A 23852-nucleotide genomic window follows, 5' to 3' on the forward strand; every position below is an offset into this window, starting at 1 on the left:
TACCGGCCACGCGCGCGGTGGAGGGGTAGAAGGGTCCAGGAAGGAGCGCCTCTGCCCGACCCGAGAAGCCGCCGGAGGGGTGGACCGCCGGGGCCGGTCCGGACCGGCCCCGGCCGGCCAGGACCGGCCCGGACCGGCTCCCGACGCTTCCCCTTCACCGCTTGTTGCCGCACCGTCAATACAGGGCTTCTAGGTTCCCGATGCGCTCGACCCCGCCGCCCCGTCCCGGGGCGGCTGGTCCGGTCACGAACCTCCTGGAGTGACAAGTGGAACGTCGCAGTTTCCTGCGTGGAGCGGTCATCGGCGGCACCGCCGCCGCGTTCGGCGGCACCCTGATGCGTGGCGCGGCCTACGCGGCGCCCGCGCAGCCGGGTCCCGGGCCGTACGGGGCGCTCGGCGCGGCGGACGCCAACGGCATCCAGCTGCCCAGCGGCTTCACGAGCCGGGTGATCGCGCGGTCCGGACAGAAGGTCGGCCCCACCTCGTACACCTGGCACAACGCCCCGGACGGCGGCGCCTGCTTCGCGGACGGCACGGGCTGGATCTACGTGTCGAACTCGGAGATCAACCCGGGCGGCGGCGCGAGCGCCGTGAAGTTCTCCTCGACCGGCGCGATCACCGGCGCCTACCGCGTCCTGTCGAACACGCGGCAGAACTGCGCCGGCGGCAGGACCCCGTGGAACACCTGGCTCTCCTGCGAGGAGGTCAGCCTCGGGTACGTGTACGAGACCGACCCGTTCGGCGTGAACGCCGCCGTCCGGCGGGACGCGATGGGCCGCTTCAAGCACGAGGCGGCGGCGGCCGACCCGGTGCGCAAGGTGGTCTACCTGACCGAGGACGAGACCAACGGCTGCCTGTACCGCTTCGTCCCCACCACCTGGGGCGACCTCTCCTCCGGCACCCTCCAGGTGCTGAAGGCCGGCACCGCCACCTCCGGCGCCTTCACCTGGGTGACCGTTCCGGACCCGGACGGCTCCCCCACCTACACCCGTGACCAGGTCTCCGGCGCCAAGCGCTTCAGCGGCGGCGAGGGCTGCCACTACGCCAACGACACCGTCTGGTTCACCACCAAGGGCGACAACCGCCTGTGGCAGCTCAACCTCAGGGACAACACCTACGAGCTGGCCTACGACGACTCGCTGGTCACCGGCGGCACCGCCCCGCTGACCGGCGTGGACAACGTCACCGGCTCGTCCTCCGGCGACCTGTTCGTCGCGGAGGACGGCGGCAACATGGAGATCTGCGTGATCACGCCGGACGACGTGGTGGCGCCCTTCCTGCGGATCAACGGCCACTCCGGCTCCGAGATCTGCGGCCCGGCCTTCTCTCCGGACGGCAAGCGGCTGTACTTCTCCAGCCAGCGCGGTACCACCGGCAGTTCGTCGGGGGGCATCACCTACGAGGTGACGGGGCCGTTCCGCGCGTAACGCCGCCGCTGCGGCTGCCGCCGCCCCGGCTGGGCGCCACCTCCGTCGAGGAGGGCGGCGCCCAGTGGCGTCAGGGTGTGCAGCACGGAACTGCCCTGGCGGAGGGTGACCACGAGGCCCGCGTCCCGCAGCACGCCCGCGTGCTGGCTGGCGGAGGCGAGGGACACCCCCGCGCGGCGGGCCAGCTCGCTGGTCGTACCGCCCTGGCCGATGGCCCGCAGGACCGCGCAGCGGGTGTGCCCGACGAGCCGGCCCAGCGGCGACGCGCCGGGCTCGCCGGGCCCCGACACGGGCGCGTCGCTGTGCGTGACGGGGTAGACCAGGACGGGCGGCAGGTCCGGGTCGCGCAGGACGACCGGGGTGCCCCGGCAGAAGTACGAGGGCTGGAGCAGCAGGCCGCGCCCGTCCAGCCGCAGGTCGCGGTCCACCGGGTAGTCGGCCTCCAGCACCGGCGCCCGCCAGCGCAGCACCGGCGGCAGGGAGGCGAGCAGTTCGTCGGCCCCGCCGTCCAGCAGGGCCCGGCCGCGGACCGCCCGGTCGGCCTCGACGCGCGCCTCGATGTGCGACCAGTACGGCTCGACGGCGGCCCGGTGGTAGCCGCGGAGGGCCCCGATGAGCCGTCCGAACGGCTCCTGTCGCCCTTCGGCGAGGTCGCGCGCCCAGCCGGGCAGGGCGGGGCCGCCGGGCCGTGAGGAGGCCAGCAGGGCCAGCTCCGTGTGGACCCGGGCGGGCGGGGTGGCCCGCACGGCCTGGAGGCCGGGGTCGAGTCCGTCGAGGCCCTGGGGCGGGGTGAGGAAATCGGGGAAATAGCCGCGCGTGGGCACCAGGGCGCCCAGCAGTCGCGTTTCGCCGTTCAGTCGCGTCCGCGATTCCGAGCGCCATGCTCCGTACACGAGCGCGCCGCGCCGGTCCCGCAACCGGTGAAAGCTGAGAATCGTTTCCCACAACGCATCCGGCCGGGCCGCCATCCGGACCCCGGCAAGGTCGTCCCCGGTGAAATGAATACGCAGCACTGAACCCACCCCTGTTGCATCCGCAATCACCCCCCGCCAATGAGTATGCATGCCATCACACCCCGTCACCACGGCATTTCAGCCACAGTTGAAACGCATCGCGGAGACCGGGGGTGAACCGAAAAGCTGTACGGCGTCGGGCAGGAAACCTTCAGGACCGAGGTGACGCGCCGAAGACCGTGGGGGGCTTCGCGCGTCCGGCGGCGGACCTGAAAGGTTGCGGCTCTCCCGCCCGGCAGGGGTAATGGGGCGCGGTCGGCGGGTGGGGATCCGGTGGCCGCGCTCCGCCCGTTCTTTGCGGGTTGAATCACCTGATTCGACCGGACATTGGCCGGTACATTGACCTGACATAAAGGTCCGGTGTTCAACAGCCCGCAATTCAACGGCCACAATGCAACAGGAACCCCCAATTCCTCTCCCGGCGGTCTCCCGCCCCGCCCCCGGCCCACGGCTCCCGGCCCGCCCGTGACTCCCGGCCCCCGGCGGCCCGCCCCGGACCCTGCTCCCGGCCGGCCCGTGCCCCCTCGGCCCGTGCCCCCTCGGCCCGACGCGGCTCCCCGCTCCCGGCCCCCCGGCTCTCCGACTCCCCGCCCCCGCCCTCCGGCTCCCGGCTCCCGGCTCCCGGCTCCCGGCTCCCGGCTCCCGGCTCCCGGCTCCCGGCTCCGACGCACGACGACGGGGCGGACACCTCCGCACAAGGTGTCCGCCCCGTCTCTCTTGCGGGCCGGAGCCGCCGCCGATCGGTGAGGGTCGGGGACCGACGGCGGCTCCGGTGTCTCGGTGCCGGACCGCCCGGGCGAGGGGACGGTCCGGCCTCGGCTCAGCGGCTGTCGCTGCCGCTCGACTGCGCGGCCGCGCGACCCGCCTCAAGGCGTGCCACCGGGATGCGGAACGGCGAGCAGGAGACGTAGTCCAGGCCCACCTCGTGGAAGAAGTGCACCGACTCGGGGTCACCGCCGTGCTCGCCGCAGACGCCGAGCTTGATGTCGGGGCGGGTGGCCCGGCCGGCCTCGACCGCGCTGCGCACGAGCGCGCCGACGCCGTCCTTGTCGATCGTCTCGAACGGGCTGACGCCGAAGATGCCCTTCTCCAGGTACGCGGTGAAGAAGCTGGCCTCCACGTCGTCCCGGGAGAAGCCCCACACCGTCTGGGTGAGGTCGTTGGTGCCGAAGGAGAAGAACTCGGCGCACTCGGCGATCTGACCGGCCGTCACGGCGGCGCGCGGCAGCTCGATCATGGTGCCGAGCGCCAGCTTCAGCTCGACGCCGGTCTGCGCCTGGACCTCGGCGATGACCTGCTCGGCCTCGTCGCGGACCAGCTCCAGCTCCTGGACGGTGCCCACCAGCGGAATCATGATCTCGGCACGCGGGTCGCCCTTGGCCTCGATGCGCTGGGCGGCGGCCTCGGCGATGGCCCGGACCTGCATGGTGAACAGGCCGGGGATGACCAGGCCGAGGCGTACGCCGCGCAGGCCCAGCATCGGGTTCTGCTCGTGCAGCCGGTGCACGGCCTGGAGGAGGCGCAGCTCGTTCTCGTGCGGCTCCTTGCGGGCCTCGGCGAGGGCGACGCGGACCGACAGCTCGGTGATGTCGGGCAGGAACTCGTGCAGCGGCGGGTCCAGCAGGCGGACCGTCACCGGCAGGCCGTCCATCGCCTCGAACAGCTCGACGAAGTCGTCCTTCTGGAGCGGCAGCAGGGCCTTCAGGGCCTCGTCGCGCTCGGTGTCGGTGTCGGCGAGGATGAGCCGCTCGACGTACTGGCGGCGGTCGCCGAGGAACATGTGCTCGGTGCGGCACAGGCCGATGCCCTGGGCGCCGAACCGCCGCGCGCGGGAGGCGTCCTCGGCGTTGTCGGCGTTGGCCCGTACGCGCAGCCGGCGTACCCGGTCCGCGTACGCCATGATCCGGTGCACGGCCTGGACCAGCTCGTCGGCGTCGTCGGCGCCGGCGTGCATACGGCCCTCGAAGTACTCGACGACCGGCGACGGCACGACGGGGACCTCACCGAGGTACACCTTGCCGGTGGAGCCGTCGATGGAGACGACGTCGCCCTCCTCGACGACGTGCCCGCCGGGCACGGTCATCCGGCGGCGCTTGGTGTCGACCTCCAGCTCCTCGGCGCCGCAGACACAGGTCTTGCCCATGCCGCGCGCCACGACGGCCGCGTGGGAGGTCTTGCCGCCGCGCGAGGTCAGGATGCCCTCGGCGGCGATCATGCCGTCCAGGTCGTCGGGGTTGGTCTCGCGGCGGATCAGGATGACCTTCTCGCCGGACCGGGACCACTTGACCGCGGTGTACGAGTCGAAGACGGCCTTGCCGACGGCGGCACCCGGCGAGGCGGCGATGCCGCGCCCGACCTGCTGGACCTCCGCCTTCTCGTCGAAGCGCGGGAACATCAGCTGGGCGAGCTGGGCGCCGTTGACGCGCTGGAGCGCCTCGGCCTCGTCGATCAGACCCTGGTCGACGAGCTGCGTGGCGATCCGGAAGGCGGCACCGGCGGTGCGCTTGCCGACGCGGGTCTGGAGCATCCACAGCTGGCCGCGCTCGATGGTGAACTCGATGTCGCAGAGGTCCTTGTAGTGGTTCTCCAGCGTCTCCATGATCTGCATCAGCTGGTCGTACGACTTCTTGTCGATCGACTCGAGGTCGGCCAGCGGCACCGTGTTGCGGATACCGGCGACGACGTCCTCGCCCTGCGCGTTCTGGAGGTAGTCGCCGTAGACGCCCTGGTGGCCGGAGGCGGGGTCGCGGGTGAAGGCGACGCCGGTGCCGGAGTCGGGGCCGAGGTTGCCGAAGACCATGGAGCAGACGTTGACGGCCGTGCCGAGGTCGTGCGGGATGCGCTCCTGGCGGCGGTACAGCTTGGCGCGGTCGGTGTTCCAGGAGTCGAAGACGGCCTTGATGGCCAGGTCCATCTGCTCGCGCGGGTCCTGCGGGAAGTCGCGGCCGGCCTCGGCCTTGACGATCTTCTTGAAGTTCTTGACGAGCTTCTTCAGGTCGGCGGCGTCGAGGTCGGTGTCGACGGTGACCTTCTTGGCGGCCTTGGCCTCGTCGAGGGCCTCCTCGAAGAGCTCGCCGTCGACGCCGAGGACGGTCTTGCCGAACATCTGGATGAGGCGCCGGTACGAGTCCCAGGCGAAGCGCTCGTCACCGGCCTGCTTGGCGAGGCCCTCGACGGACTTGTCGGAGAGTCCGATGTTGAGGACGGTGTCCATCATGCCGGGCATGGAGAACTTGGCGCCGGACCGGACGGAGACCAGAAGCGGGTTGTCGGCCTGACCGAGCTTCTTGCCCATCTTCGCCTCGAGGGCGTCGAGGTGCGCGGTGACCTCGTCGCGCAGCTCGACGGGCTCGTCACCGCTGTCGAGGTAGACCTTGCAGGCCTCGGTGGTGATGGTGAAGCCGGGGGGCACCGGGAGACCCAGGTTGGTCATCTCGGCGAGGTTGGCACCTTTACCGCCGAGCAGGTCCTTCAGGTCCTTGTTGCCCTCGGTGAAGTCGTACACGAACTTCTGATCTTTGTTTTCCGACACGGGTCTCGACTCCTCGAGGACTCGGTGGCTGCCCTGACGGCCAGGAACATACCCAGATCGAAGGCTTCTGGGTACGTACGCCTATCCGTCATACGGCCTTAACCACCCGTCCGCCAGCAGATCGAAAGTGACCAAGCGGTAGGTTTCCCGGCTCGACTCGTTCAGCCTCCGAATGACCCTTGACCCAAAGCTGGGAATAATCGCTCACCTGAGCGCCTAGCAAGGCACGTGAGTTCAAGTCTTGAACACAAAAAGGGTGGCACTCAGTGCCACCCTTTGAGAAGTGCAACCGCCCCTTTCGCGCTCATTTGAGCGCAACCCCTATCAGGGGTGGCGAGAATCACGCCCCGCTGGAGCGGCCGATTCCACGATCCGGACCGCGTCCGCACCCCCTGCGGACACCCTCGGCGGACCCCGGCGCCATCAGCCGCCCGACGTGTCCAGTTCCGCGTCAGCGCTGACGGCGGCGCAGTCGTACGGGTCCTTCAGCCACCCGTCCGGCAGCACCACGCGGTTGTTGCCGGACGTCCGCCCGCGCGGCCCGTCCGCCCCGGCCGGCCACGCCTGGTCCAGATCGAGGGCGCTCAGCTGAGCGCGCAGCTCGTCCAGCGACGAGGTCACCGCCAGCCGCTTGCGCATCTCCGAACCGACCGCGAACCCCTTCAGGTACCAGGCCACGTGCTTACGGAAGTCGATGACGCCCCGCGTCTCGTCACCGATCCACTCCCCCAGCAGCCGCGCGTGCCGGACCATCACGTCCGCGACCTCGCGCAGGGTGGGGGTCGCCGGCGCGCCCGTACCCTCGAAGGCCGCCACCAGGTCGCCGAACAGCCACGGTCGCCCCAGGCACCCGCGCCCCACGACGACGCCGTCGCAGCCGGTCTCGCGCATCATCCGCAGCGCGTCGTCCGCCGACCAGATGTCGCCGTTGCCGAGCACCGGGATCTCCGGGACGTGCTCCTTCAGGCGCGCGATGGCGTCCCAGTCGGCCGTGCCGCCGTAGTGCTGGGCGGCCGTCCGGCCGTGCAGGGCGATGGCCGTCACGCCCTCCTCGACCGCGATGCGGCCGGCGTCCAGGAAGGTGATGTGATCGTCGTCGATGCCCTTGCGCATCTTCATCGTGACCGGCAGGTCCCCGGCGTTCGAGACCGCCTCGTTCAGGATCGCCCGCAGCAGCGGCCGCTTGTACGGCAGGGCGGAGCCGCCGCCCTTGCGGGTCACCTTGGGCACCGGGCAGCCGAAGTTCAGGTCGATGTGGTCGGCGAGGTCCTCGTCGACGATCATGCGAACCGCCTTGCCGACCGTCACGGGGTCGACCCCGTACAGCTGGATCGAGCGGGGCGTCTCCGTCTCGTCGAAGTGGATCAGCTGCATGGTCTTCTCGTTGCGCTCGACCAGCGCCCGTGTCGTGATCATCTCGCTCACGAACAGCCCCTTCCCGCCGGAGAACTCACGGCAAAGGGTGCGGAACGGGGCGTTGGTGATGCCGGCCATCGGCGCGAGCACCACCGGCGGCCGCACGGTGTGCGGCCCGATGGCAAGAGGACTGAACGCGGTCATGCCCCCCATTGTCACCCACGTCCCGAGTGGATCGTTAGTTAGGCGTACTTTGGATGTATGCCCGAGCTCTCCCACCGCCGGCGCCTGCTGGTCCTGGCGATCTGCTGCATGAGCCTGCTGATCGTCAGCCTCGACAACACCGTCCTGAACGTCGCCCTGCCCTCCATGCGGCGCGAACTGGGCGCGGACGTCGCCGGGATGCAGTGGACCATCGACGCCTACACGCTGGTCCTGGCGTCGCTGCTGATGCTCGCCGGCTCCACGGCCGACCGGATCGGCCGCCGCAAGGTCTTCATGGCCGGACTGGTCCTCTTCACCCTCGGCTCGGTCCTGTGCTCCCTCGCCCCGGACCTGCCCTCCCTGGTGGCCTTCCGCATGGTGCAGGCGGTGGGCGGTTCGATGCTGAACCCGGTCGCCATGTCGATCATCACCAACACCTTCACCGAGCCACGCGCGCGTGCCCGCGCCATCGGCGTCTGGGGCGGGGTCGTGGGCATCTCCATGGCGGCGGGCCCGCTGGTCGGCGGGGTGCTCACGGACTCGGTCGGCTGGCGGGCGATCTTCTGGATCAACCTGCCGGTCGGCCTCCTCGCCCTGTTCCTCGCCTTCCGGTACGTCCCCGAGTCCCGCGCCCCCCGGCCCCGCCGGGTGGACCCGGTCGGCCAGCTGCTGGTGATGGCACTCCTGGGCTGCCTGACGTACGCCATCATCGAGGCGCCCGTCGCCGGGTGGACCTCCCCGCCGATCGCCGGCCTCGCCGTGGCCGCCGCCCTCGCCCTGGCCGGTCTGGTGCTGTACGAGCGGAGGCGCGCCGAACCACTGATCGACCTGCGCTTCTTCCGCAGCGCCCCGTTCAGCGGGGCCACGGTCGTCGCGGTGTGCGCCTTCGCGGCGCTGGGCGGGTTCCTCTTCGTCAACACCCTGTACCTCCAGGACGTACGGGGGCTCACCGCGCTGCACGCCGGGCTGTACATGCTGCCGATGGCGGCGCTGACCTTCGTCTGCGCGCCCCTGTCGGGGCGGCTGGTCGGCAGCCGGGGCCCCCGCCTGCCGCTGCTGATCGCGGGCGTGACGATGACGGCGAGCGGGGTGCTGTTCGCGGCCTTCGAGGCGGAGACGTCCACGCCGCTGCTGTTCACCGGGTACGTCCTGTTCGGCCTCGGCTTCGGCATGGTGAACGCCCCCATCACCAACACGGCCGTCTCCGGCATGCCCCGCGCCCAGGCGGGCGTCGCCGCCGCCGTCGCCTCCACCAGCCGGCAGATCGGCCAGACCCTGGGCGTCGCGGTCATCGGCGCGGTCCTGGCCGCCGGTGTCCCGCCCGCCTCGCACACGGCCGGCTTCGTCGCCGCGAGCCGCCCGGCCTGGTGGGTGATCGCCGGCTGCGGCCTGAGCGTCCTGTTGGTCGGCGCCGCCACCAGCGGCCCCTGGGCCCGCGCCACAGCCGAACGAACGGCCCGCCGCCTGGAGGAACCCGAGGCGGGGATGCCCGCCACCCGCTGACCCCGGCGTACGCACCGAGGGACCGCTCGCGCAACCCGGGCCCATGGCCCCCGCCCCGCACCCGCGGCGCCGCACCCCGCCCCCGGCGCGCACCCAGCCCGCGCAACCCGCCCCCGGCCCGCGCCACGGCACCGGCAATCGGCGTCGGCACCGGCGGCGGCCCCGCGGCGCCGGCAATCGGCACCCGCCCCGCTCCCCTCCGCGCCGAGACGACAAAGGCCCGGGCCCCCGTGAAGGGGGACCCGGGCCCTGTTTCGCGCCGTGCGACATATCGCCGTGCGCGGTACTGGGGGAGGCGACCGGCGGGGTCAGCTCTCCTGGGGCTCGCCGAGCGCGCGCTCGCGCATCTTGCGCAGCAGGTCCTGCTTCTGGTCGGCGGCGGCCCGGCGGTCGGCCGCGCGGGCCGGGGCGGAGCCCTGCTGGTCGGCGCGGGACAGCTTCTTGCGCTGTCCGCCTACGCCGAGAAGGTTGTTACGGCTCTTGGCCACGGGTTCTCCATCGTGGTGAGAAGTGAATCGGCTTGGGGCGCGTGGGGGGCGGGTGGTCGGTCCCGCCGCACTCTCACTCGTAGATCGGAAGGAACGGCATGGGGTCGACGGTACCCCGCCCCGGTGGGTCCGGCATCCACTTTTCCCGCTGATGACTACTGACAGATATTGAAATCTGTCACACGTCGTGTCACTGTGGATGAGGACGACAGAATCCCGCGCCCCCGAGGAGCACCCATGACCTCCGCCCTCCCCACCCGCCGGCTCGGCACCACCGGGCCGCACGTCTCCGCCCTCGGCCTCGGCTGCATGGGCATGTCCGCGCTGTACGGCGACGCCGACCGCACCGAGTCCATCGCCACCATCCACGCGGCCCTCGACGCCGGGGTCACGCTCCTGGACACCGGCGACTTCTACGGCATGGGCCACAACGAGCTGCTCATCAACGAGGCCCTCCGCACCGCCCCGGCCGCTTCCCGCGAACGGGCGCTGACCAGCGTGAAGTTCGGCGCCCTGCGCACCGTCGAGGGCGGGTTCACCGGCTACGACGGCCGCCCGGCCGCGGTCAAGAACTTCGCCGCGTACTCGCTCCAGCGCCTCGGCACCGACCACATCGACGTCTACCGCCTCTCCCGTGTCGACCCCGACGTCCCGATCGAGGAGACGGTCGGCGCCATCGCCGAACTGGTCGAGGTCGGCCACGTACGCCACATCGGGCTCTCCGAGGCCGGGGCGGCCACGCTCCGCCGCGCCGCCGCCGTCGCGCCGATCGCGGACCTCCAGATCGAGTACTCGCTGCTCTCGCGCGGGATCGAGGACGAGATCCTGCCGACCGCGCGCGAGCTGGGCATCGGCGTCACGGCGTACGGAGTGCTCTCCCGCGGCCTGATAAGCGGCCACTTCGCCCGCGACCGCGCGCTCGCGCCCGGCGACTTCCGCGCCATGAGCCCGCGCTTCCAGGGCGACAACCTGGATCGCAACCTCTCCCTGGTCGACCGGCTGCGCGGGATCGCCCAGGGCACGGGCGCCACCGTCGCCCAGATCGCCATCGCCTGGGTGCTCGCCCAGGGCGACGACATCGTCCCGCTCGTCGGCGCCCGCCGCCGCGACCGCCTGGCCGAGGCGCTCGGCGCCCTCGACGTCACCCTCGACGCCGACGACCTCGCCGCCGTTGAGGCGGCCGTCCCGGCGGGCGCGGCGGCCGGCGAGCGCTACCCGGCGGCCCAGATGGCGCACCTGGACAGCGAACGCTGACCCTCCGCGCCGCCGGGGTACCTTCACTGTCCATGAGCACCGATGCCCTGACCCCCGACCGCATCCTCGAAGCCACCGAGGAGGTGCTGCGCCGCTACGGCCCGGCCAAGGCGACGGTGGTCGACGTGGCGCGGGCCCTCGGCGTGAGCCACGGCAGCGTCTACCGCCACTTCCGCACCAAGGTGGCACTCCGCGAGGCCGTCACCGAGCGGTGGCTGGAGCGCGCGGTGCGTGAGCTGGCCCCCTTCGCGGACGGACCCGGCCCCGCCGCCGAGCGGCTCACCGCCTGGCTCTCCGCGCTGTTCGCGGCCAAGCGCCGCAAGGCGGGTGCCGATCCGGAGCTGTTCGCGACGTACATGGTGCTGATCGGCGAGAGCAGCCGGGTGGTGGCCGAGCACGTGGACCACCTCGTCGGGCAGCTCGCCCGGATCATCGAGGACGGCCGGCGGCAGGGCGAGTTCGCCGCCCCGGAGACCGACGCCACCACAACGGCGCGCGCGGTCTTCGACGCCACGGACCGCTTCCACGACCCGGCGCACGCCACCGACTGGAGCGAGCCGGACATCGACGCGGCCTTCGACGCCGTGGTCGCCCTGCTGCTGCGCGGCCTGCGCGCGTAACCACACCCGCCCGGCCAGCGCTCCGCCGCCCGGCCTCGCCGCGACTCCCCCGGACACACCGAAGCCCCCGGTCCCTCACCAGGAACCGGGGGCTTCGCGCGTCGTCGGCGCGGGGTCAGCAGCCCAGCAGGCGGCTGCCCAGGTAGCCCTGGATCTGGTCCAGGGAGACGCGCTCCTGCTTCATGGTGTCGCGCTCGCGCACGGTCACCGCGTTGTCGTCGAGGGTGTCGAAGTCGACGGTGACGCAGAACGGGGTGCCGATCTCGTCCTGGCGGCGGTAGCGGCGGCCGATGGCGCCGGCGTCGTCGAAGTCGATGTTCCAGTTCTTGCGCAGGTCGGCCGCGAGGCCCTTGGCCTTCGGCGACAGCTGCGGGTTGCGGGACAGCGGCAGCACCGCGACCTTGACCGGCGCGAGGCGCGGGTCGAGGCGCATCACGGTGCGCTTCTCCATGACGCCCTTGGCGTTGGGGGCCTCGTCCTCGTTGTACGCGTCGAGGAGGAACGCCAGCATGGCGCGGCCGACACCGGCGGCGGGCTCGATGACGTACGGCGTCCAGCGCTCGCCGGCCTCCTGGTCGAAGAACGACAGGTCCGTCCCCGACGCCTTGGAGTGGGCCGACAGGTCGTAGTCGGTGCGGTTGGCGACACCCTCGAGCTCGCCCCACTCGCTGCCGCCGAACTGGAAGCGGTACTCGATGTCGGCGGTGCGCTTGGAGTAGTGGGAGAGCTTCTCCTTCGGGTGCTCGTACCAGCGCATGTTCTCCTCACGGAGACCCAGGTCGCGGTACCAGTTCCAGCGCTGCTCCATCCAGTATTCCTGCCACTGCTCGTCCTCGCCCGGCTTGACGAAGAACTCCATCTCCATCTGCTCGAACTCGCGCGTGCGGAAGATGAAGTTGCCCGGAGTGATCTCGTTCCGGAAGGACTTGCCCATCTGCGCGATGCCGAACGGCGGCTTCTTGCGGGAAGTCTGCTGCACCTGGGCGAAGTTGGTGAAGATGCCCTGGGCGGTCTCGGGACGCAGGTAGGCGACGGAGCCGGAGTCCTGGGTCGGGCCGAGGTGCGTGGAGAGCAGGCCGGAGAACTGCTTGGGCTCGGTGAAGGTGCCCTTGTTGCCGCAGTTGGGGCAGCCCAGGTCCTTCAGGCCGTTCTCGGGGAGACGGCCGTGCTTCTCCTCGTACGCCTCTTCCAGGTGGTCCGCGCGGAACCGCTTGTGGCAGGAGGTGCATTCGGTGAGCGGGTCGGTGAACGTGGCGACGTGGCCGGAGGCCTCCCAGACCTCGGAGGCCAGGATCACCGACGAGTCGATACCGACGACGTCCTCGCGCGAGGTGACCATGTAGCGCCACCACTGGCGCTTGAGGTTCTCCTTGAGCTCGACACCCAGCGGCCCGTAGTCCCAGGCGGCCCGCTGACCGCCGTAGATCTCGCTGCACGGGTAGACGAAGCCACGGCGCTTGCTCAGGTTGACGATCGAGTCGATCTTGTCGGCGGCCACTGTGCTCTCTTCATAACGACGATGGCGAACGGCGAATGCTTCAGGTTACCGGCGCGCGCACCCCTGGGATCAAATCGGTGGGTGGCCGGGGCCACGTACCCCCTTTGTTGACAATCGTTTCCAACATTGTTGAAAATGAATCCCATGAACGTACGACGCCTGATACCCACCACCGCCCTGGCCGGAGCCGTGACCCTCGGCATGGTCACGCTCTCCGCCTGCGGCGGGACCTCCGCCTCCGGCAACGAGGACGGCAAGCTGGATGTGGTGGCGTCGTTCTACCCCATGCAGTTCCTGGCCGAGCGGATAGGCGGCGACCACGTCTCCGTCACCACCCTGACCAAGCCGGGTGTCGAGCCCCACGACCTGGAGCTCAAGCCGAAGCAGATCGGCGAACTCGGCGAAGCCGACTACATCCTCTACCTCAAGGGCATTCAGCCCGCCGTCGACGACGCCATCAAGCAGGCGGGCGTCAAGAACACCGTGGACGCCGGCACGCTCACCGAGCTGGAACAGCACGGCACCGCCACCGACAGCCACGCCCACGAGGGCGAGGACCACGGACACGACGAGCACGGCGACGAACACGGCGGCGAAGAGGCCGGAGCCGATCCGCACATCTGGCTGGACCCGGTGAAGTACACCGAGGTCGCCAAGGGCGTCGGCGCCTCCCTGGAGAAGGCCGACCCAGACAACGCGGCGGCGTACCGGAAGAACACCGACGCGCTGGTCAAGGAGCTGGACGCCCTCGACGGGAAGTTCGAGCAGGGCCTGACGAACACCGTCACCAAGACCTTCATCACCACCCACTCCGCCTTCGGCTACCTCGCCGAGCGCTACGGGCTGGACCAGGAGGGCATCTCCGGCGTGGACCCCGAGTCCGAGCCGAGCCCCGCGCGGATCAAGCAACTCCAGGACACCGCGAAGAAGGACGGCGTCACCACCGTCTTCTTCGAGACCCTCGCCAGCGACAAGACCGCGAAGACCCTCGCCCGGGACACCGGCCTCAAGACGGACGTCCTGGACCCGCTGGAGGGAATCACCGACCGGTCGAGGGGCACTGACTACATCGAGGTCATGGAAGCCAACCTCGCCGCGCTGCAGAAGGCCCTCGGCGCCAAGTGACACGCATGGGAGGCAGCACTGTGAGCAGCGAACCCGCCAGGACAGAGCCAGTCATATCCGTCCGTTCGGCCACCGCCTCGCTCGGCTCGCGCCCCGTGCTGCGCGGCGTCGACCTCGCCGTCCACCGCGGTGAGGTCGTCGCACTGCTGGGCGCCAACGGCTCGGGCAAGTCCACCGCCGTGCGCTCCGTGATCGGCCAGGTCCCGCTCACCGGCGGGTCCATCGCCCTGTTCGGCACGGAGCTGAAGCGGTTCCGCCAGTGGTCGCGCGTCGGGTACGTACCGCAGCGCACCACCGCCGCCAGCGGCGTCCCGGCCACGATCCGCGAGGTCGTCTCGTCCGGCCGCCTCTCGCGTACCAGGCTGAAGTGGCCCTCCAGGGCCGACCGGGCGGCCGTGGAGCGGGCCATCGGGCTCGTCGGGCTGGCCGACCGCGCCAAGGACTCCGTGAGCGCCCTGTCCGGCGGCCAGCACCAGCGGGTGCTGATCGCCCGCGCCCTCGCCGCCGACCCCGAGCTGCTGATCATGGACGAGCCGATGGCGGGCGTCGACCTGGCCAGCCAGGAGATCCTCGCCGCGACGCTGCGCGAGCAGGTGGCGGGCGGGGCGACGGTCCTGCTGGTCCTGCACGAGCTGGGTCCGCTGGAGCCGCTGATCGACCGCGCGGTCGTGCTGCGCGACGGCTGCGTCGTGCACGACGGGCCGCCGCCGAGGGCCGTCGGCCAGCACGCGCTGCCCGGCCACGACCACGTACATCCGCACGCGGCGGACGAGCCGCTCCGCACGGGACTGCTGACCTGACATGGAAATCCTCCAGCTCGCCTTCATGCAGCGCGCGCTGCTCGCGGCCGTCCTGGTCGGCATCACCGCCCCGGCCGTCGGCATCTACCTGGTGCAGCGCCGGCAGGCCCTGATGGGCGACGGCATCGGCCATGTCGCCATGACGGGCGTCGGCCTCGGCTTCCTGCTGTCCACCAACCCGGTGTGGATGGCCGCGGCCGTCTCCGTCGCGGGCGCCATCACCATGGAGCTGATCCGGGCGTACGGGCGCACCCGCGGCGACATCGCGCTGGCCCTGCTCTTCTACGGCGGCATGGCCGGTGGCGTGATGCTGATCAACCTGTCGCCGACCGGCTCGAACGCCAACCTCAACTCGTATCTCTTCGGCTCCTTGTCCACGGTGTCCGAGGAGGACGTCACCGCCATCTGCGTGCTGGCGGCGTTCGTGATCCTCGTCACGCTGGGGCTGCGGCGGCAGCTGTTCGCCGTCAGCCAGGACGAGGAGTTCGCGCGGGTCACCGGGCTGCCGGTGCGGGCGCTGAACCTGCTGATCGCGGTGACCGCCGCGGTGACCGTCACGGTCGCCATGCGGGTGGTCGGGTTGCTGCTGGTCAGCGCCCTGATGGTGGTGCCGGTCGCGGCGGCGCAGCAGCTGGCGCGGAGCTTCCGGATGACGTTCACCCTGGCGGTGCTCATCGGTACGGCGGTGACGCTGGCGGGTACGGCGACCTCCTACTACCAGGACGTACCGCCCGGCGCGACGATCGTCCTGCTGGCCATCGCGGTGTTCGTCGTCCTGACCGGCCTGGCCGCGCCGCTGGCCCGGCGGCGGGCCCGGGCCGCCGAACCCGCGCCCGTGGCGGCCTGCGACGTGGCCGTGACGGGCGCTCCCGGCGCGGCGGACGACGACGTCAGGGTCGGGAAGCCCTGACGCGCGACTGCCGGGCCCGTCGGTGGGGCCTGGCAGAATGGCCCGACGTACATGTGAGCGGGCCGAGTGTTGAGGAGGCACCTGTGGCGATGGCTGGAACCCCCGGCGTGCGCGGCCGGTCGACCCGGCAGCGAGCTGCCGTGTCGGCGGCGCTGAACGAGGTGGACGAGTTCCGCAGCGCGCAGGAGCTGCACGACATGCTCAAGCACCGCGGCGACTCGGTGGGCCTGACGACGGTCTACCGCACCCTGCAGTCCCTCGCCGACGCCGGTGAGGTCGACGTCCTGCGCACCAGCGACGGCGAGGCGGTGTACCGCCGCTGTTCGACGGGCGAGCACCACCACCACCTGGTGTGCCGGATGTGCGGCAAGGCGGTCGAGGTGGAGGGCCCGGCGGTGGAGCAGTGGGCCGAGACGATCGCGGGCGAGCACGGCTTCGTGAACGTGGCGCACACGGTGGAGATCTTCGGTACGTGCGCGGAGTGCGCCGCCAAGTGAGGTGACGCGCGGAAGGGCCCGCACCGGCACGGTCCGGTGCGGGCCCTTCCGCGCGTCGGTCAGACGGCCGGCTGCTCCCCCTCCGGGCGGCCCCGCATGGCCAGCAGCTCCTCGTTGGGGATCGCTCCGCCGAAGCGGCGGTCGCGCTGGGCGAACTCCAGGCAGGCGCGCCACAGGTCGCGGCGGTCGAAGTCGGGCCACAGCACGTCCTGGAAGACCATCTCCGCGTACGCGCTCTGCCAGATCAGGTAGTTGGACGTGCGCTGCTCACCGCTGGGCCGCAGGAACAGGTCCACGTCCGGCATGTCCGGGTAGTACAGGTACTTCTGGATCGTCTTCTCGCCGACCTTCGACGGGTCGAGCTTGCCCGCCTTCACGTCCTCGGCGATGGCCTGCATGGCGTCCGCGAGCTCCGCGCGCCCGCCGTAGTTCATGCAGAAGTACAGCGTGAGCCGGTCGTTGTCCTTGGTCTGCTCCTGGGCGATCTGGAGCTCCTTGGCCACCGACTTCCACAGCTTCGGCATCCGGCCCACCCAGCGCACCCGGATGCCCAGCTCGTCGAGCCGGTCGCGGGTCTTGCGGATGAAGTCGCGGTTGAAGTTCATCAGGAAGCGCACCTCGTCGGGCGAGCGCTTCCAGTTCTCGGTGGAGAAGGCGTACAGGGAGATGGAGCCGACACCCATCTCGACGGCGCCCTGGAGGACGTCCAGGACGCGCTCGGCGCCGACCTTGTGCCCCTCGGTACGCGGCAGGCCGCGGTCCTTGGCCCAGCGGCCGTTGCCGTCCATGACGATCGCGACGTGGTTCGGCACCAGCTCGCCGGGGATCCTCGGCGGTCGCGCGCCCGAGGGGTGCGGCTCGGGGTCCTTGTAGTCGCGGCGGGACCGGCCCAGGAATCCGCGTCGTGCCATGCGGCTCACACTCTCCTCAAATTGCTTCTACTTCTCGACGTACCGAAGGGAGCGCAGCCCTCGCTCCAGGTGCCAGTGCAGGTACGCGGACACCAGCCCGCTGCCCTCCCTGACGTGGCGCGGCTCGCACGCGTCCGCCGTCTCCCAGTCGCCGGTCAGCAGCGCGCTGAGCAGACCGACGGCCTCCGCAGAGGGTACGACGCTGCCGGGCACCCGGCAGTCGCCGCATATGACCCCGCCCGCCGCGACCGAGAAGAACCGGTTCGGGCCGGGCAGGCCGCAGCGCGCGCAGTCGTCGAACGAGGGCGCGTAACCGTTCACGGCCAGCGACCGCAGCAGGAACGCGTCCAGGATCAGGTGCGGGGCGTGCTCCCCGCGCGACAGGGTCCGAAGCCCGCCGATGAGCAGCAGGTACTGCTGCACGGCCGGCTCACCCTCGTGGTCGGTGAACCGCTCGGCGGTCTCCAGCATGGCGGTGCCGGCGGTGTACCGCGCGTAGTCGGTCACGATGCCGCTGCCGTACGGCGCGATCGTCTCGCTCTGCGTGCACAGCGGCAGCCCGCGCCCCACCAGCTCGGAGCCCCGCGCGAAGAACTGCACGTCGACGTGGCTGAACGGCTCCAGCCGGGCGCCGAACTTCGACTTGGTCCGCCGGACGCCCCGCGCGACGGCCCGCACGCGCCCGTGCCCGCGCGTGAGGAGCGTGATGATGCGGTCCGCCTCACCCAGCTTCTGGGTGCGCAGCACGATGCCGTCGTCGCGGAACAGGGTCATGGGTCCATTGTCCCGTACCCGGGGCGCCCGGGGTCCCGGTCCTCCGTTCCGGTGGGCGCCGGCTCGTCGGCGGGCGAACGACACCGGCCCCCTACAGGATCTTCACAAGCAAGTTGATCATGGTCGGGATTCGTGCTTGAATGACAAACCGAATCCGGGGTCACCGGAAATATTTCTGCTTTTCCTCGCGGGGGGCGAGGGAAAGTCTGCTGCAACGCGATGAACATGGCCGGGGGGCTGCCGTGAAAGAGAAAAAGCGTACTCGGCGCCGCAGTGTCAGGAAAGCGGCATTCGCCACGCTCGTCGGCACTGTCTACCTGGCTGTTGCGGGCTGCTCCGCACCTTCCCAGGCACCGGAAAAGACGCCAGAATTTCACGCACCGGCCCTTCTGAACAGCGCGGATCTGCGCCTCCCCGTCGAGGACTACCTATTCTCCGAGTCGGAGACACTGGAACTGGACCGCGCCAGGTTCCGACTGATGAATGACTGCCTGAAGCGTTTCGGTCTGGACCATGACCTCGGAAGTCCGGAGCCCACACCCGGGCCGCGCACATTGATGGAGCGCCGGTACGGGGTGACGGACGGGGCGGCCGTGAAGGCCCACGGCTACCACCTCGCCGACCGGTCGCGCGCCGCCGGGCCCGGCGCCGGGCGGACACCACCGGCCGAGGCCGACAAGCAGCAGCTCACCCTGGTCCTCCAGGGTCCACCCTCGTCGGCGCCCACCGGCGCGCGGGGCCCCCGGGTCAACGGACTGCCGGTTCCGGCGGGCGGCTGCGCCGGAGAGGCGGCCAGGAGGATAGCCGGGTCACAACCGCTGGGCCCGAGCGAGCCGGCCAGGCGCATGAACTTCGACAGTTTCAGCATCTCCAAGTCCGATCCGCGCGTCGTGTCGGCCCTGGAGGCATGGTCGGCGTGCATGGTGAAGTCAGGCCACTCGTACCCAGATCCGCTCGCGGCGATGAGCGATGCGAAATTCCAGCGGAAAGATCCGACACCGGAGGAGCGCAAAGCAGCGGCGGCCGACGTCGCCTGCAAGCGGGAGACAAACCTGGTCGGCGTTTGGTTCACCGTCGAAACGGCCGTGCAGAAAAGCCTCATCGCACGGAACCCGTCGGCATTCGACTCGGCACTTCGGTCCAAGAAGAGCCAGCTGAGCAATGCCAAGGCCGTCCGCGCCACTCGCTGACCGCACAGAGGCACCTCCGTGCCGGAGAAGTCACGACTTGGTCAGGGGTATTCACCGCTCCCTGCCCATGTGTAAGAAACACACACAAAGGAACGGCAAAAATGAAGCGTATCTCCAAGTTCTTCACCGCGGTCGCCGGTGCCGCCCTGCTCGTCCCCATGATGGCGTCCTCGGCCCAGGCCGCGGCCAGCGACTGCCCGTCGAGCACCTTCTGCTTCTTCTACAACTCCAACCAGGCCGGCTCCTACAAGGGCTTCAAGGCGGACGTCCCCAACCTGGCCGGGTACACGTACACGGCCGCCGGTGCCGGGCAGGGCCAGTACGTCAAGAACAACTCCGCGTCGGTCAAGAACAACACCGGCTGCCAGGCCCTGGTGTTCTTCTCCTCCAACTACGGTGGCGCGTTCGACCGGATCTACGCGTACGCCCCCCAGAACCTGGTGGAGACGTACAACGAGAACGCCTCCCTGCGGTGGGTCTCGAACTGCTGACGCCACTCACCCGGCGCAGGCCCGGCCCGTACCCGCTTTCCACGCCGGGTACGGGCCGGGCCGTTCCCGTTCGCCGACCGGTCACGGCACCTCGCCCCGGCTCCGCGCGTTCACGTACGACGTCGCCGCGCTGAGCCGCTCCGCGTCCGTCGCCGGCCGTACCCCCTCCGGCGGGCAGTCCCACTCCCGCCCGCCCCCGACGGGCCGCAGCTGGAGGTACGGCCCCACGTGCCCCATGACGCGCCCCACGCGTCCGCTGCGGACATCGACGACGTACGACCCGACGGGCAGGTTCATGAGCGGCCACCTTCCTCCGGCAGGGCGGCGGCCAGCCTGCGCGCCGTCTCCACCGTGCAACGTCCCAATTCCACGAGCGGCCGAGGGGGCTCGGCGGCACACGTGACGGGGTCCAGCCCCAGCGACGGGAGCGTGATTCCCGCCCTCTCCAGTGCCGCGCGCAATTCTTCCAACGCCTCCTCCGCGTCCTGAACGCTCCCCGACGACTGCCGCTCGGTTTCTTCCTTCACCAACGCCGTCCTTTCCGAATCCATTTCCCGCTTACTGCCCCCAGGATGGACCCGACCGCCTAGCATTGGCGGTTGCGCACGCGCTACAACTGCTTTGCAGGACTGGGGTGTTAAGCCATGGCCAACACAGGCTCGTCCAGGCAGGCCGCCTGGGAGTTCTACGGCACGGAGCTGAAGAACCGGCGCGAAGCGGCGAAAATGACGCAGCAGGAACTGGGGCGGAAGGTCTTCGTCTCGGGCGGGTACATCGGCCAATTCGAACAGGCTATTCGGAAACCGCAGTTGGACGTGGCGGCGAGGATCGACGAGGTCCTGCAAACCGATGGTTTTTTCGAGCGGATGTGCCGTCAGCTCATCAACAAGTCGCCGTATGCGGAGTATTTCCGGGCCGTTGCGGAGCTGGAGGCGCTGGCGACGAGGATCTGCGAGTTCGCCCCCACGGTCGTGCCCGGCCTGCTCCAGACCGCCGACTACGCCCGGGCGGTGACCGTGGCGGCCAATCCCTTCGTCTCCGAGGAGTACGTGGACGAGAAGGTCACCGCCCGGCTGGCGAGGGCCCGCATCCTGAGCGACGCTACAAGGCCCGAGTATTGGGTGACCCTGCACGAGAACGTGCTGCGGGTCCCGGTGGGCGGCCCGGCGGTCATGGCGGCGCAACTGGAGCACGTGGCGGCGCTGGCGCGGGAACGGGCGGTGCTGGTGACGGTCGTCCCCTGCGCGGTGGGAGCGCACGCGTCCATGGTGGGGTCACTCAAGCTCATGGAGTTCGACGACGCCCCGCCAACCGCATATATGGAGACGGCGTTTTCAGGCACTCTGCTGGACGATCCGGCGGTGGTGAAGCGGGCAGAGCGCGCCTACGATCTGGTCAGGGTCGCCGCGCTGTCGCCGGAGGCGTCCCGGGCCCTGATCGAGTCGGCGGCTGAGGACTTGAGACGATGCGCGACTACGACCTGAGCACCGCACGCTGGCGCAAGAGCACCCATAGCAACGGCCAGGGCGGCGACTGCGTCGAAGTGGCGTCCGACTTCCCCGGCGCCGCCCGCTGGCGCAAGAGCACCTACAGCAACGGCGAGGGCGGCGACTGCGTCGAAGTCCTGGACGACGTTCCCGGCGTCGTCCCCGTCCGGGACAGCAAGAACCCCGCCGGACCCGTCCTCGTGGTCACCGCCCCCGCGTGGCGGGCGTTCGTCGAGGGTGTCAGTGCCGGTGGCTAGCGTGATCACATGAGTTCCTCCCTGAGCGTGTACCTGCTCGACCCCAAGGCCGCCCGCGCCCTCGTCGGCTCCCGCGACGACCAGTTGCTCGACGTCATACGTGACCGCTTCGGTGACGATCTGGCGGCGGACGACCGTTACTTCCGCTTCCAGATCGAGCAGGGCGCCCCCACCGCGTACGAGGCGCTGCGCGCCGTGGTGCACGGCGGTCCGTACCACGAGGACGAGCAGTACGCCTTCCAGTACGGCTACGCCTACAAGCGCCTGTGCTCGCTGACGGGGTCCTTCCTGGACAACTCCAGCTTCTGCCCGTTCCGGGGCGACTGGCTGGAGGTCGTCGACGAGGGGCTGCGGGCGCTGCGGATCACCGCCGTCTCGGTGGCGGAGTTCGGCTACGGCGGCCTGCCCGAGGGTGTCCCGTCGTACGACCTGCCGCGCTGCGGGGAGTGGACGCACGAGCAGTGCCTGGAGGCGCTGGAGCAGTTCGAGCGGACCAAGCGGGACGGGCACGCGCCGCCGCTGGAGCCCGAGGTGGTCGACGCCGTCACGGAGGTGATCGGCTGGCTCCGCAGCGTGGGGGCACACCCCGGCTTCGGCGTCGTCGGCTTCGTTTCCTGAGGCCCGGGCCGTGTCTTTTTGATCAAACCGGATCAGGCCGGATCAGGCCTCACCGGCGGTCCACGGCCAAGCGGCCTCGCGGCCGGCCTCGATGAGGCCGACCATGCGGAACGCGGCGTCCGTGAGGCCGCCGAAGGTGTGCCGGTGGCGGCCCGTGGGGCCGTGGGCGGGTCGGTACCCCGCCAGGTTCCACGTGTAGACCGGGATGTGGGCCGGGACCGGTTCGGCCGGCCCGCCCGGGTCGTAGGGGGCGGCCTGCTCGTCGGTGACGATCAGGACCCGGTCGTGCTGTCGGTAATGCTTCCGCACCGCCTTCGCCGTGTAGGTACCTCCGAGGCTGCGGAACCGTTCCAGCACCTTGAGCACCGGCTCGCCGCGCTCGAACGGCACCGCTGCGCTGCCCCAGCCGAACTCCACCAGATCCGCCTGCTCGGCCCGCATGGCCAGCGCGGCGCCGAACACGGCCGCCGCGTCCGCCCGGGTCAGCGTGGACCGCTCGGAGACGGTGTCCCAGAACATGGAGTCGGACCGGTCCACCAGGATCAGCGTCCGCCCGGGCAGGGGCGGGACGTTGGCCAGGGAATGGCCCAGTGCCCGTTCCAGCGCGGCCGCCCAGCGCTGGGACGGCGCGTGCCGGTGGGCGGCCAGGTAGCGGAAGGGGAACTGCCGGGACCGGGCGACCTCGGAGGCGTCCGAGATCCGTGCGGCGACCCGGGCCGCGACGTCGTCCGAGACCCCCGCCTCGTCGAAGTTCCGCAGGTTCCGCAGGAGGGCCATCGGGCCCATCGTGGGGATCACCGCTTCCCAGACGGCGGCGTCCATCGGTCCGTGGAGCCAGCCCGCCAGGGCCTCCCACGTCATGCCCGCCGCGGCCAGCCGCTCGGAGCCGCCCGGCCCGGTCACCACCGCCCGACGCTCCTCCGCAGGCGACTGCATCAGCGCCCGGTGCGCGGTCAGGAGGTGGTCGGAGGCGGGCGGAACGGCCTGCTCCGGGTGGTGGCGGCGGTCCAGTGCATACCGGAAGAGCGTGCCCTGCCAGGGCTTGTCCGGGTCGGGCGAGGCGTGCACCAGGTTGAGCACGTCCCCGAAGCGGAACCACTTGGACGCGGTGTCGTACTTGAGCAGCGACCGGGACGTGTACAGCCTGCGTACGCCGTCGGCGATGCCCCGCTTCACGGGCTGCGGCACGTTCCGCCCGTACACCGAGATCCAGTGGGCGAGCAGCTCGCCGGGCTCGTCGGCGCGCTGGAGCACCGAGTCGATCACTGACCGGTTGGACGGGCCTCCGGTCGCCCCGGCCTGGAGCCGGGCCCGTACGTACGCCGCGGCGCCCACCAGGGACGCCGTGCGCATGTTGCCCTCGCCGCGAAGCCACCGCAGCAAGCCGGCCGTCCACACCGGGTCCTCGACGGCGAGTTCACCGACGAGACGGGCGTACCGGTCGTCCCGCTCCTGGCCGCTCTCGTAAAAGGTCCGCTGGGTGACGAAGTTGCCGACCGCGAGGAGGAAGAGCTCCTCGCGGGGCTTCCGGACGAAGGCCGGGCCGCCCGCGTAGGTGCGGACATCCGGCCCGGCGGGACCGCGGTGGAGCCGTGGTGGGGGCAGAGAGCGGGCGGCCGCCGAGACGTGAAGGGCCACGAGCATTTCGGGCCAGATCTTGGAGACGCGTGGGGCGTAACGAGGCAGCGAATCCCCCCGGATTCAAGGGACTGGAGGGCCCCGGCCGAAAGGACCGACGGGGCGAACACGCCCGCGCCTGCCGAGATCAAAGGGGGCGGCGGCGTCACTTGGTTGTCAGAAGGAAGTAGCCGCAGCCGAGCGCATCGTCAGGCGCGGTCGCGATGCCAACCTACAAGGGCCGCCGGGCCATACACCAACGATTAACGCGGGCCCGTTC

At 70.8% G+C, this 23852-nt stretch carries 23 protein-coding genes; 13 read left to right on the forward strand and 10 right to left on the reverse strand.

Annotated features, from left to right (window positions below; all coding sequences use genetic code 11):
- Positions 1-266 precede the first annotated feature (266 nt).
- Complete coding sequence (locus AC07DW_RS02425) at positions 267-1427, forward strand: PhoX family protein (RefSeq protein ID WP_478855751.1); 1161 nt, start codon at positions 267-269, stop codon at positions 1425-1427.
- Here the strand turns inward: AC07DW_RS02425 and AC07DW_RS02430 are convergent.
- The 3 genes from AC07DW_RS02430 to dusB form a co-directional block, all read right to left on the reverse strand.
- Complete coding sequence (locus AC07DW_RS02430) at positions 1397-2440, reverse strand: ArsR/SmtB family transcription factor (RefSeq protein ID WP_478855752.1); 1044 nt, start codon at positions 2438-2440, stop codon at positions 1397-1399. The two genes, AC07DW_RS02425 and AC07DW_RS02430, sit on opposite strands and share 31 nt — an antisense overlap.
- A gap of 820 nt (positions 2441-3260) precedes the next feature.
- Complete coding sequence (gene ppdK, locus AC07DW_RS02435; protein WP_478855753.1) at positions 3261-5972, reverse strand: pyruvate, phosphate dikinase; 2712 nt, start codon at positions 5970-5972, stop codon at positions 3261-3263.
- Between the two features lie 423 nt (positions 5973-6395).
- On the reverse strand, positions 6396-7532 hold the full coding sequence (dusB, locus tag AC07DW_RS02440; RefSeq protein ID WP_478855754.1) for a tRNA dihydrouridine synthase DusB: 1137 nt from the start codon (positions 7530-7532) through the stop codon (positions 6396-6398).
- A gap of 57 nt (positions 7533-7589) precedes the next feature.
- On the opposite strand from dusB, the gene AC07DW_RS02445 reads away from it, so the two are divergent.
- Positions 7590-9035, forward strand: coding sequence for an MFS transporter (locus tag AC07DW_RS02445; protein WP_478855755.1), 1446 nt, complete (start codon positions 7590-7592; stop codon positions 9033-9035).
- A gap of 308 nt (positions 9036-9343) precedes the next feature.
- On the opposite strand, the gene AC07DW_RS02450 is transcribed toward AC07DW_RS02445, so the two are convergent.
- Positions 9344-9523, reverse strand: coding sequence for a DUF6243 family protein (locus AC07DW_RS02450; RefSeq protein ID WP_478855756.1), 180 nt, complete (start codon positions 9521-9523; stop codon positions 9344-9346).
- Between the two features lie 237 nt (positions 9524-9760).
- Between AC07DW_RS02450 and AC07DW_RS02455 the strand changes: the two genes are divergently transcribed.
- On the forward strand, positions 9761-10777 hold the full coding sequence (locus tag AC07DW_RS02455) for an aldo/keto reductase (protein WP_478855757.1): 1017 nt from the start codon (positions 9761-9763) through the stop codon (positions 10775-10777).
- A 32-nt stretch (positions 10778-10809) separates the two neighbouring features.
- Positions 10810-11397, forward strand: coding sequence for a TetR/AcrR family transcriptional regulator (locus AC07DW_RS02460; protein ID WP_478855758.1), 588 nt, complete (start codon positions 10810-10812; stop codon positions 11395-11397).
- A gap of 115 nt (positions 11398-11512) precedes the next feature.
- Here AC07DW_RS02460 and AC07DW_RS02465 read toward each other — a convergent pair whose 3' ends face one another.
- The gene (locus AC07DW_RS02465) at positions 11513-12895 is read right to left on the reverse strand and encodes a glycine--tRNA ligase (protein WP_433117374.1); all 1383 of its coding nucleotides are present in this window, start codon (positions 12893-12895) and stop codon (positions 11513-11515) included.
- 144 nt (positions 12896-13039) lie between these two features.
- Here AC07DW_RS02465 and AC07DW_RS02470 point away from each other — a divergent pair, with 144 nt between their 5' ends.
- From AC07DW_RS02470 to AC07DW_RS02485, 4 genes are all read left to right on the forward strand, one after another.
- Entirely contained in the window at positions 13040-14020 is a 981-nt protein-coding gene (locus AC07DW_RS02470) for a metal ABC transporter substrate-binding protein (RefSeq protein WP_478855759.1), read from the forward strand.
- A gap of 5 nt (positions 14021-14025) precedes the next feature.
- Positions 14026-14820, forward strand: a complete 795-nt coding sequence (locus AC07DW_RS02475; protein WP_478855760.1) for a metal ABC transporter ATP-binding protein — start codon at positions 14026-14028, stop codon at positions 14818-14820.
- A gap of 1 nt (position 14821) precedes the next feature.
- Positions 14822-15730 carry a metal ABC transporter permease gene (locus AC07DW_RS02480; RefSeq protein ID WP_478855761.1) on the forward strand — a complete coding sequence of 303 codons (909 nt, stop codon included), beginning with the start codon at positions 14822-14824 and terminating at the stop codon, positions 15728-15730.
- A gap of 89 nt (positions 15731-15819) precedes the next feature.
- Positions 15820-16227, forward strand: coding sequence for a Fur family transcriptional regulator (locus AC07DW_RS02485; RefSeq protein WP_179166373.1), 408 nt, complete (start codon positions 15820-15822; stop codon positions 16225-16227).
- A 59-nt stretch (positions 16228-16286) separates the two neighbouring features.
- Here AC07DW_RS02485 and AC07DW_RS02490 read toward each other — a convergent pair whose 3' ends face one another.
- Together AC07DW_RS02490 and recO are read right to left on the reverse strand one after the other, a co-directional pair.
- Positions 16287-17138 carry an isoprenyl transferase gene (locus AC07DW_RS02490; RefSeq protein WP_478855762.1) on the reverse strand — a complete coding sequence of 284 codons (852 nt, stop codon included), beginning with the start codon at positions 17136-17138 and terminating at the stop codon, positions 16287-16289.
- A 27-nt stretch (positions 17139-17165) separates the two neighbouring features.
- Positions 17166-17912 carry a DNA repair protein RecO gene (gene recO, locus AC07DW_RS02495; RefSeq protein WP_478855763.1) on the reverse strand — a complete coding sequence of 249 codons (747 nt, stop codon included), beginning with the start codon at positions 17910-17912 and terminating at the stop codon, positions 17166-17168.
- A gap of 242 nt (positions 17913-18154) precedes the next feature.
- On the opposite strand from recO, the gene AC07DW_RS02500 reads away from it, so the two are divergent.
- Positions 18155-19102, forward strand: coding sequence for a hypothetical protein (locus AC07DW_RS02500; RefSeq protein WP_478855764.1), 948 nt, complete (start codon positions 18155-18157; stop codon positions 19100-19102).
- 101 nt (positions 19103-19203) lie between these two features.
- Positions 19204-19593 (forward strand): peptidase inhibitor family I36 protein, encoded by a 390-nt coding sequence (locus AC07DW_RS02505; RefSeq protein WP_478855765.1) that lies wholly within the window; start codon positions 19204-19206, stop codon positions 19591-19593.
- A gap of 81 nt (positions 19594-19674) precedes the next feature.
- On the opposite strand, the gene AC07DW_RS02510 is transcribed toward AC07DW_RS02505, so the two are convergent.
- Both AC07DW_RS02510 and AC07DW_RS02515 read right to left on the reverse strand, forming a co-directional pair.
- The gene (locus AC07DW_RS02510; RefSeq protein ID WP_478855766.1) at positions 19675-19890 is read right to left on the reverse strand and encodes a hypothetical protein; all 216 of its coding nucleotides are present in this window, start codon (positions 19888-19890) and stop codon (positions 19675-19677) included.
- Positions 19887-20144: a hypothetical protein gene (locus AC07DW_RS02515; RefSeq protein ID WP_478855767.1), complete on the reverse strand. Its 258-nt coding sequence runs from the start codon at positions 20142-20144 to the stop codon at positions 19887-19889. The genes AC07DW_RS02510 and AC07DW_RS02515 overlap by 4 nt, the downstream gene beginning before the upstream one ends.
- Before the next feature lie 93 nt (positions 20145-20237).
- On the opposite strand from AC07DW_RS02515, the gene AC07DW_RS02520 reads away from it, so the two are divergent.
- Genes AC07DW_RS02520 through AC07DW_RS02530 form a run of 3 tightly spaced genes read left to right on the forward strand, consistent with a single transcriptional unit; the run spans position 20238 to position 21955 of the window.
- Entirely contained in the window at positions 20238-21077 is an 840-nt protein-coding gene (locus AC07DW_RS02520) for a helix-turn-helix domain-containing protein (RefSeq protein ID WP_478855768.1), read from the forward strand.
- Complete coding sequence (locus tag AC07DW_RS02525) at positions 21059-21337, forward strand: DUF397 domain-containing protein (protein ID WP_478855769.1); 279 nt, start codon at positions 21059-21061, stop codon at positions 21335-21337. Before AC07DW_RS02520 ends, AC07DW_RS02525 begins: the two co-directional genes overlap by 19 nt.
- A 9-nt stretch (positions 21338-21346) precedes the next feature.
- Positions 21347-21955 (forward strand): DUF7691 family protein, encoded by a 609-nt coding sequence (locus AC07DW_RS02530; RefSeq protein WP_478855770.1) that lies wholly within the window; start codon positions 21347-21349, stop codon positions 21953-21955.
- A gap of 42 nt (positions 21956-21997) precedes the next feature.
- On the opposite strand, the gene AC07DW_RS02535 is transcribed toward AC07DW_RS02530, so the two are convergent.
- Positions 21998-23599: a TROVE domain-containing protein gene (locus tag AC07DW_RS02535; protein WP_478855771.1), complete on the reverse strand. Its 1602-nt coding sequence runs from the start codon at positions 23597-23599 to the stop codon at positions 21998-22000.
- Between the last annotated feature and the right edge of the window lie 253 nt (positions 23600-23852).

Source organism: Streptomyces sp. NPDC045701 (genome assembly GCF_056432045.1).

Coding starts and splice junctions, on each gene's coding strand:
- AC07DW_RS02505 (WP_478855765.1), top strand. CDS start 19,204: ATGAAGCGTATCTCCAAGTTCTTCACCGCGGTCGCCGGTGCCGCCCTG.
- AC07DW_RS02510 (WP_478855766.1), bottom strand. CDS start 19,890: ATGAACCTGCCCGTCGGGTCGTACGTCGTCGATGTCCGCAGCGGACGC.
- AC07DW_RS02475 (WP_478855760.1), top strand. CDS start 14,026: ATGGGAGGCAGCACTGTGAGCAGCGAACCCGCCAGGACAGAGCCAGTC.
- AC07DW_RS02515 (WP_478855767.1), bottom strand. CDS start 20,144: ATGGATTCGGAAAGGACGGCGTTGGTGAAGGAAGAAACCGAGCGGCAG.
- AC07DW_RS02460 (WP_478855758.1), top strand. CDS start 10,810: ATGAGCACCGATGCCCTGACCCCCGACCGCATCCTCGAAGCCACCGAG.
- AC07DW_RS02535 (WP_478855771.1), bottom strand. CDS start 23,599: ATGCTCGTGGCCCTTCACGTCTCGGCGGCCGCCCGCTCTCTGCCCCCA.
- AC07DW_RS02485 (WP_179166373.1), top strand. CDS start 15,820: ATGGCTGGAACCCCCGGCGTGCGCGGCCGGTCGACCCGGCAGCGAGCT.
- AC07DW_RS02470 (WP_478855759.1), top strand. CDS start 13,040: ATGAACGTACGACGCCTGATACCCACCACCGCCCTGGCCGGAGCCGTG.
- AC07DW_RS02455 (WP_478855757.1), top strand. CDS start 9,761: ATGACCTCCGCCCTCCCCACCCGCCGGCTCGGCACCACCGGGCCGCAC.
- recO (WP_478855763.1), bottom strand. CDS start 17,912: ATGACCCTGTTCCGCGACGACGGCATCGTGCTGCGCACCCAGAAGCTG.
- AC07DW_RS02530 (WP_478855770.1), top strand. CDS start 21,347: ATGAGTTCCTCCCTGAGCGTGTACCTGCTCGACCCCAAGGCCGCCCGC.
- dusB (WP_478855754.1), bottom strand. CDS start 7,532: ATGACCGCGTTCAGTCCTCTTGCCATCGGGCCGCACACCGTGCGGCCG.
- AC07DW_RS02490 (WP_478855762.1), bottom strand. CDS start 17,138: ATGGCACGACGCGGATTCCTGGGCCGGTCCCGCCGCGACTACAAGGAC.
- AC07DW_RS02520 (WP_478855768.1), top strand. CDS start 20,238: ATGGCCAACACAGGCTCGTCCAGGCAGGCCGCCTGGGAGTTCTACGGC.
- AC07DW_RS02445 (WP_478855755.1), top strand. CDS start 7,590: ATGCCCGAGCTCTCCCACCGCCGGCGCCTGCTGGTCCTGGCGATCTGC.
- AC07DW_RS02480 (WP_478855761.1), top strand. CDS start 14,822: ATGGAAATCCTCCAGCTCGCCTTCATGCAGCGCGCGCTGCTCGCGGCC.
- AC07DW_RS02525 (WP_478855769.1), top strand. CDS start 21,059: ATGCGCGACTACGACCTGAGCACCGCACGCTGGCGCAAGAGCACCCAT.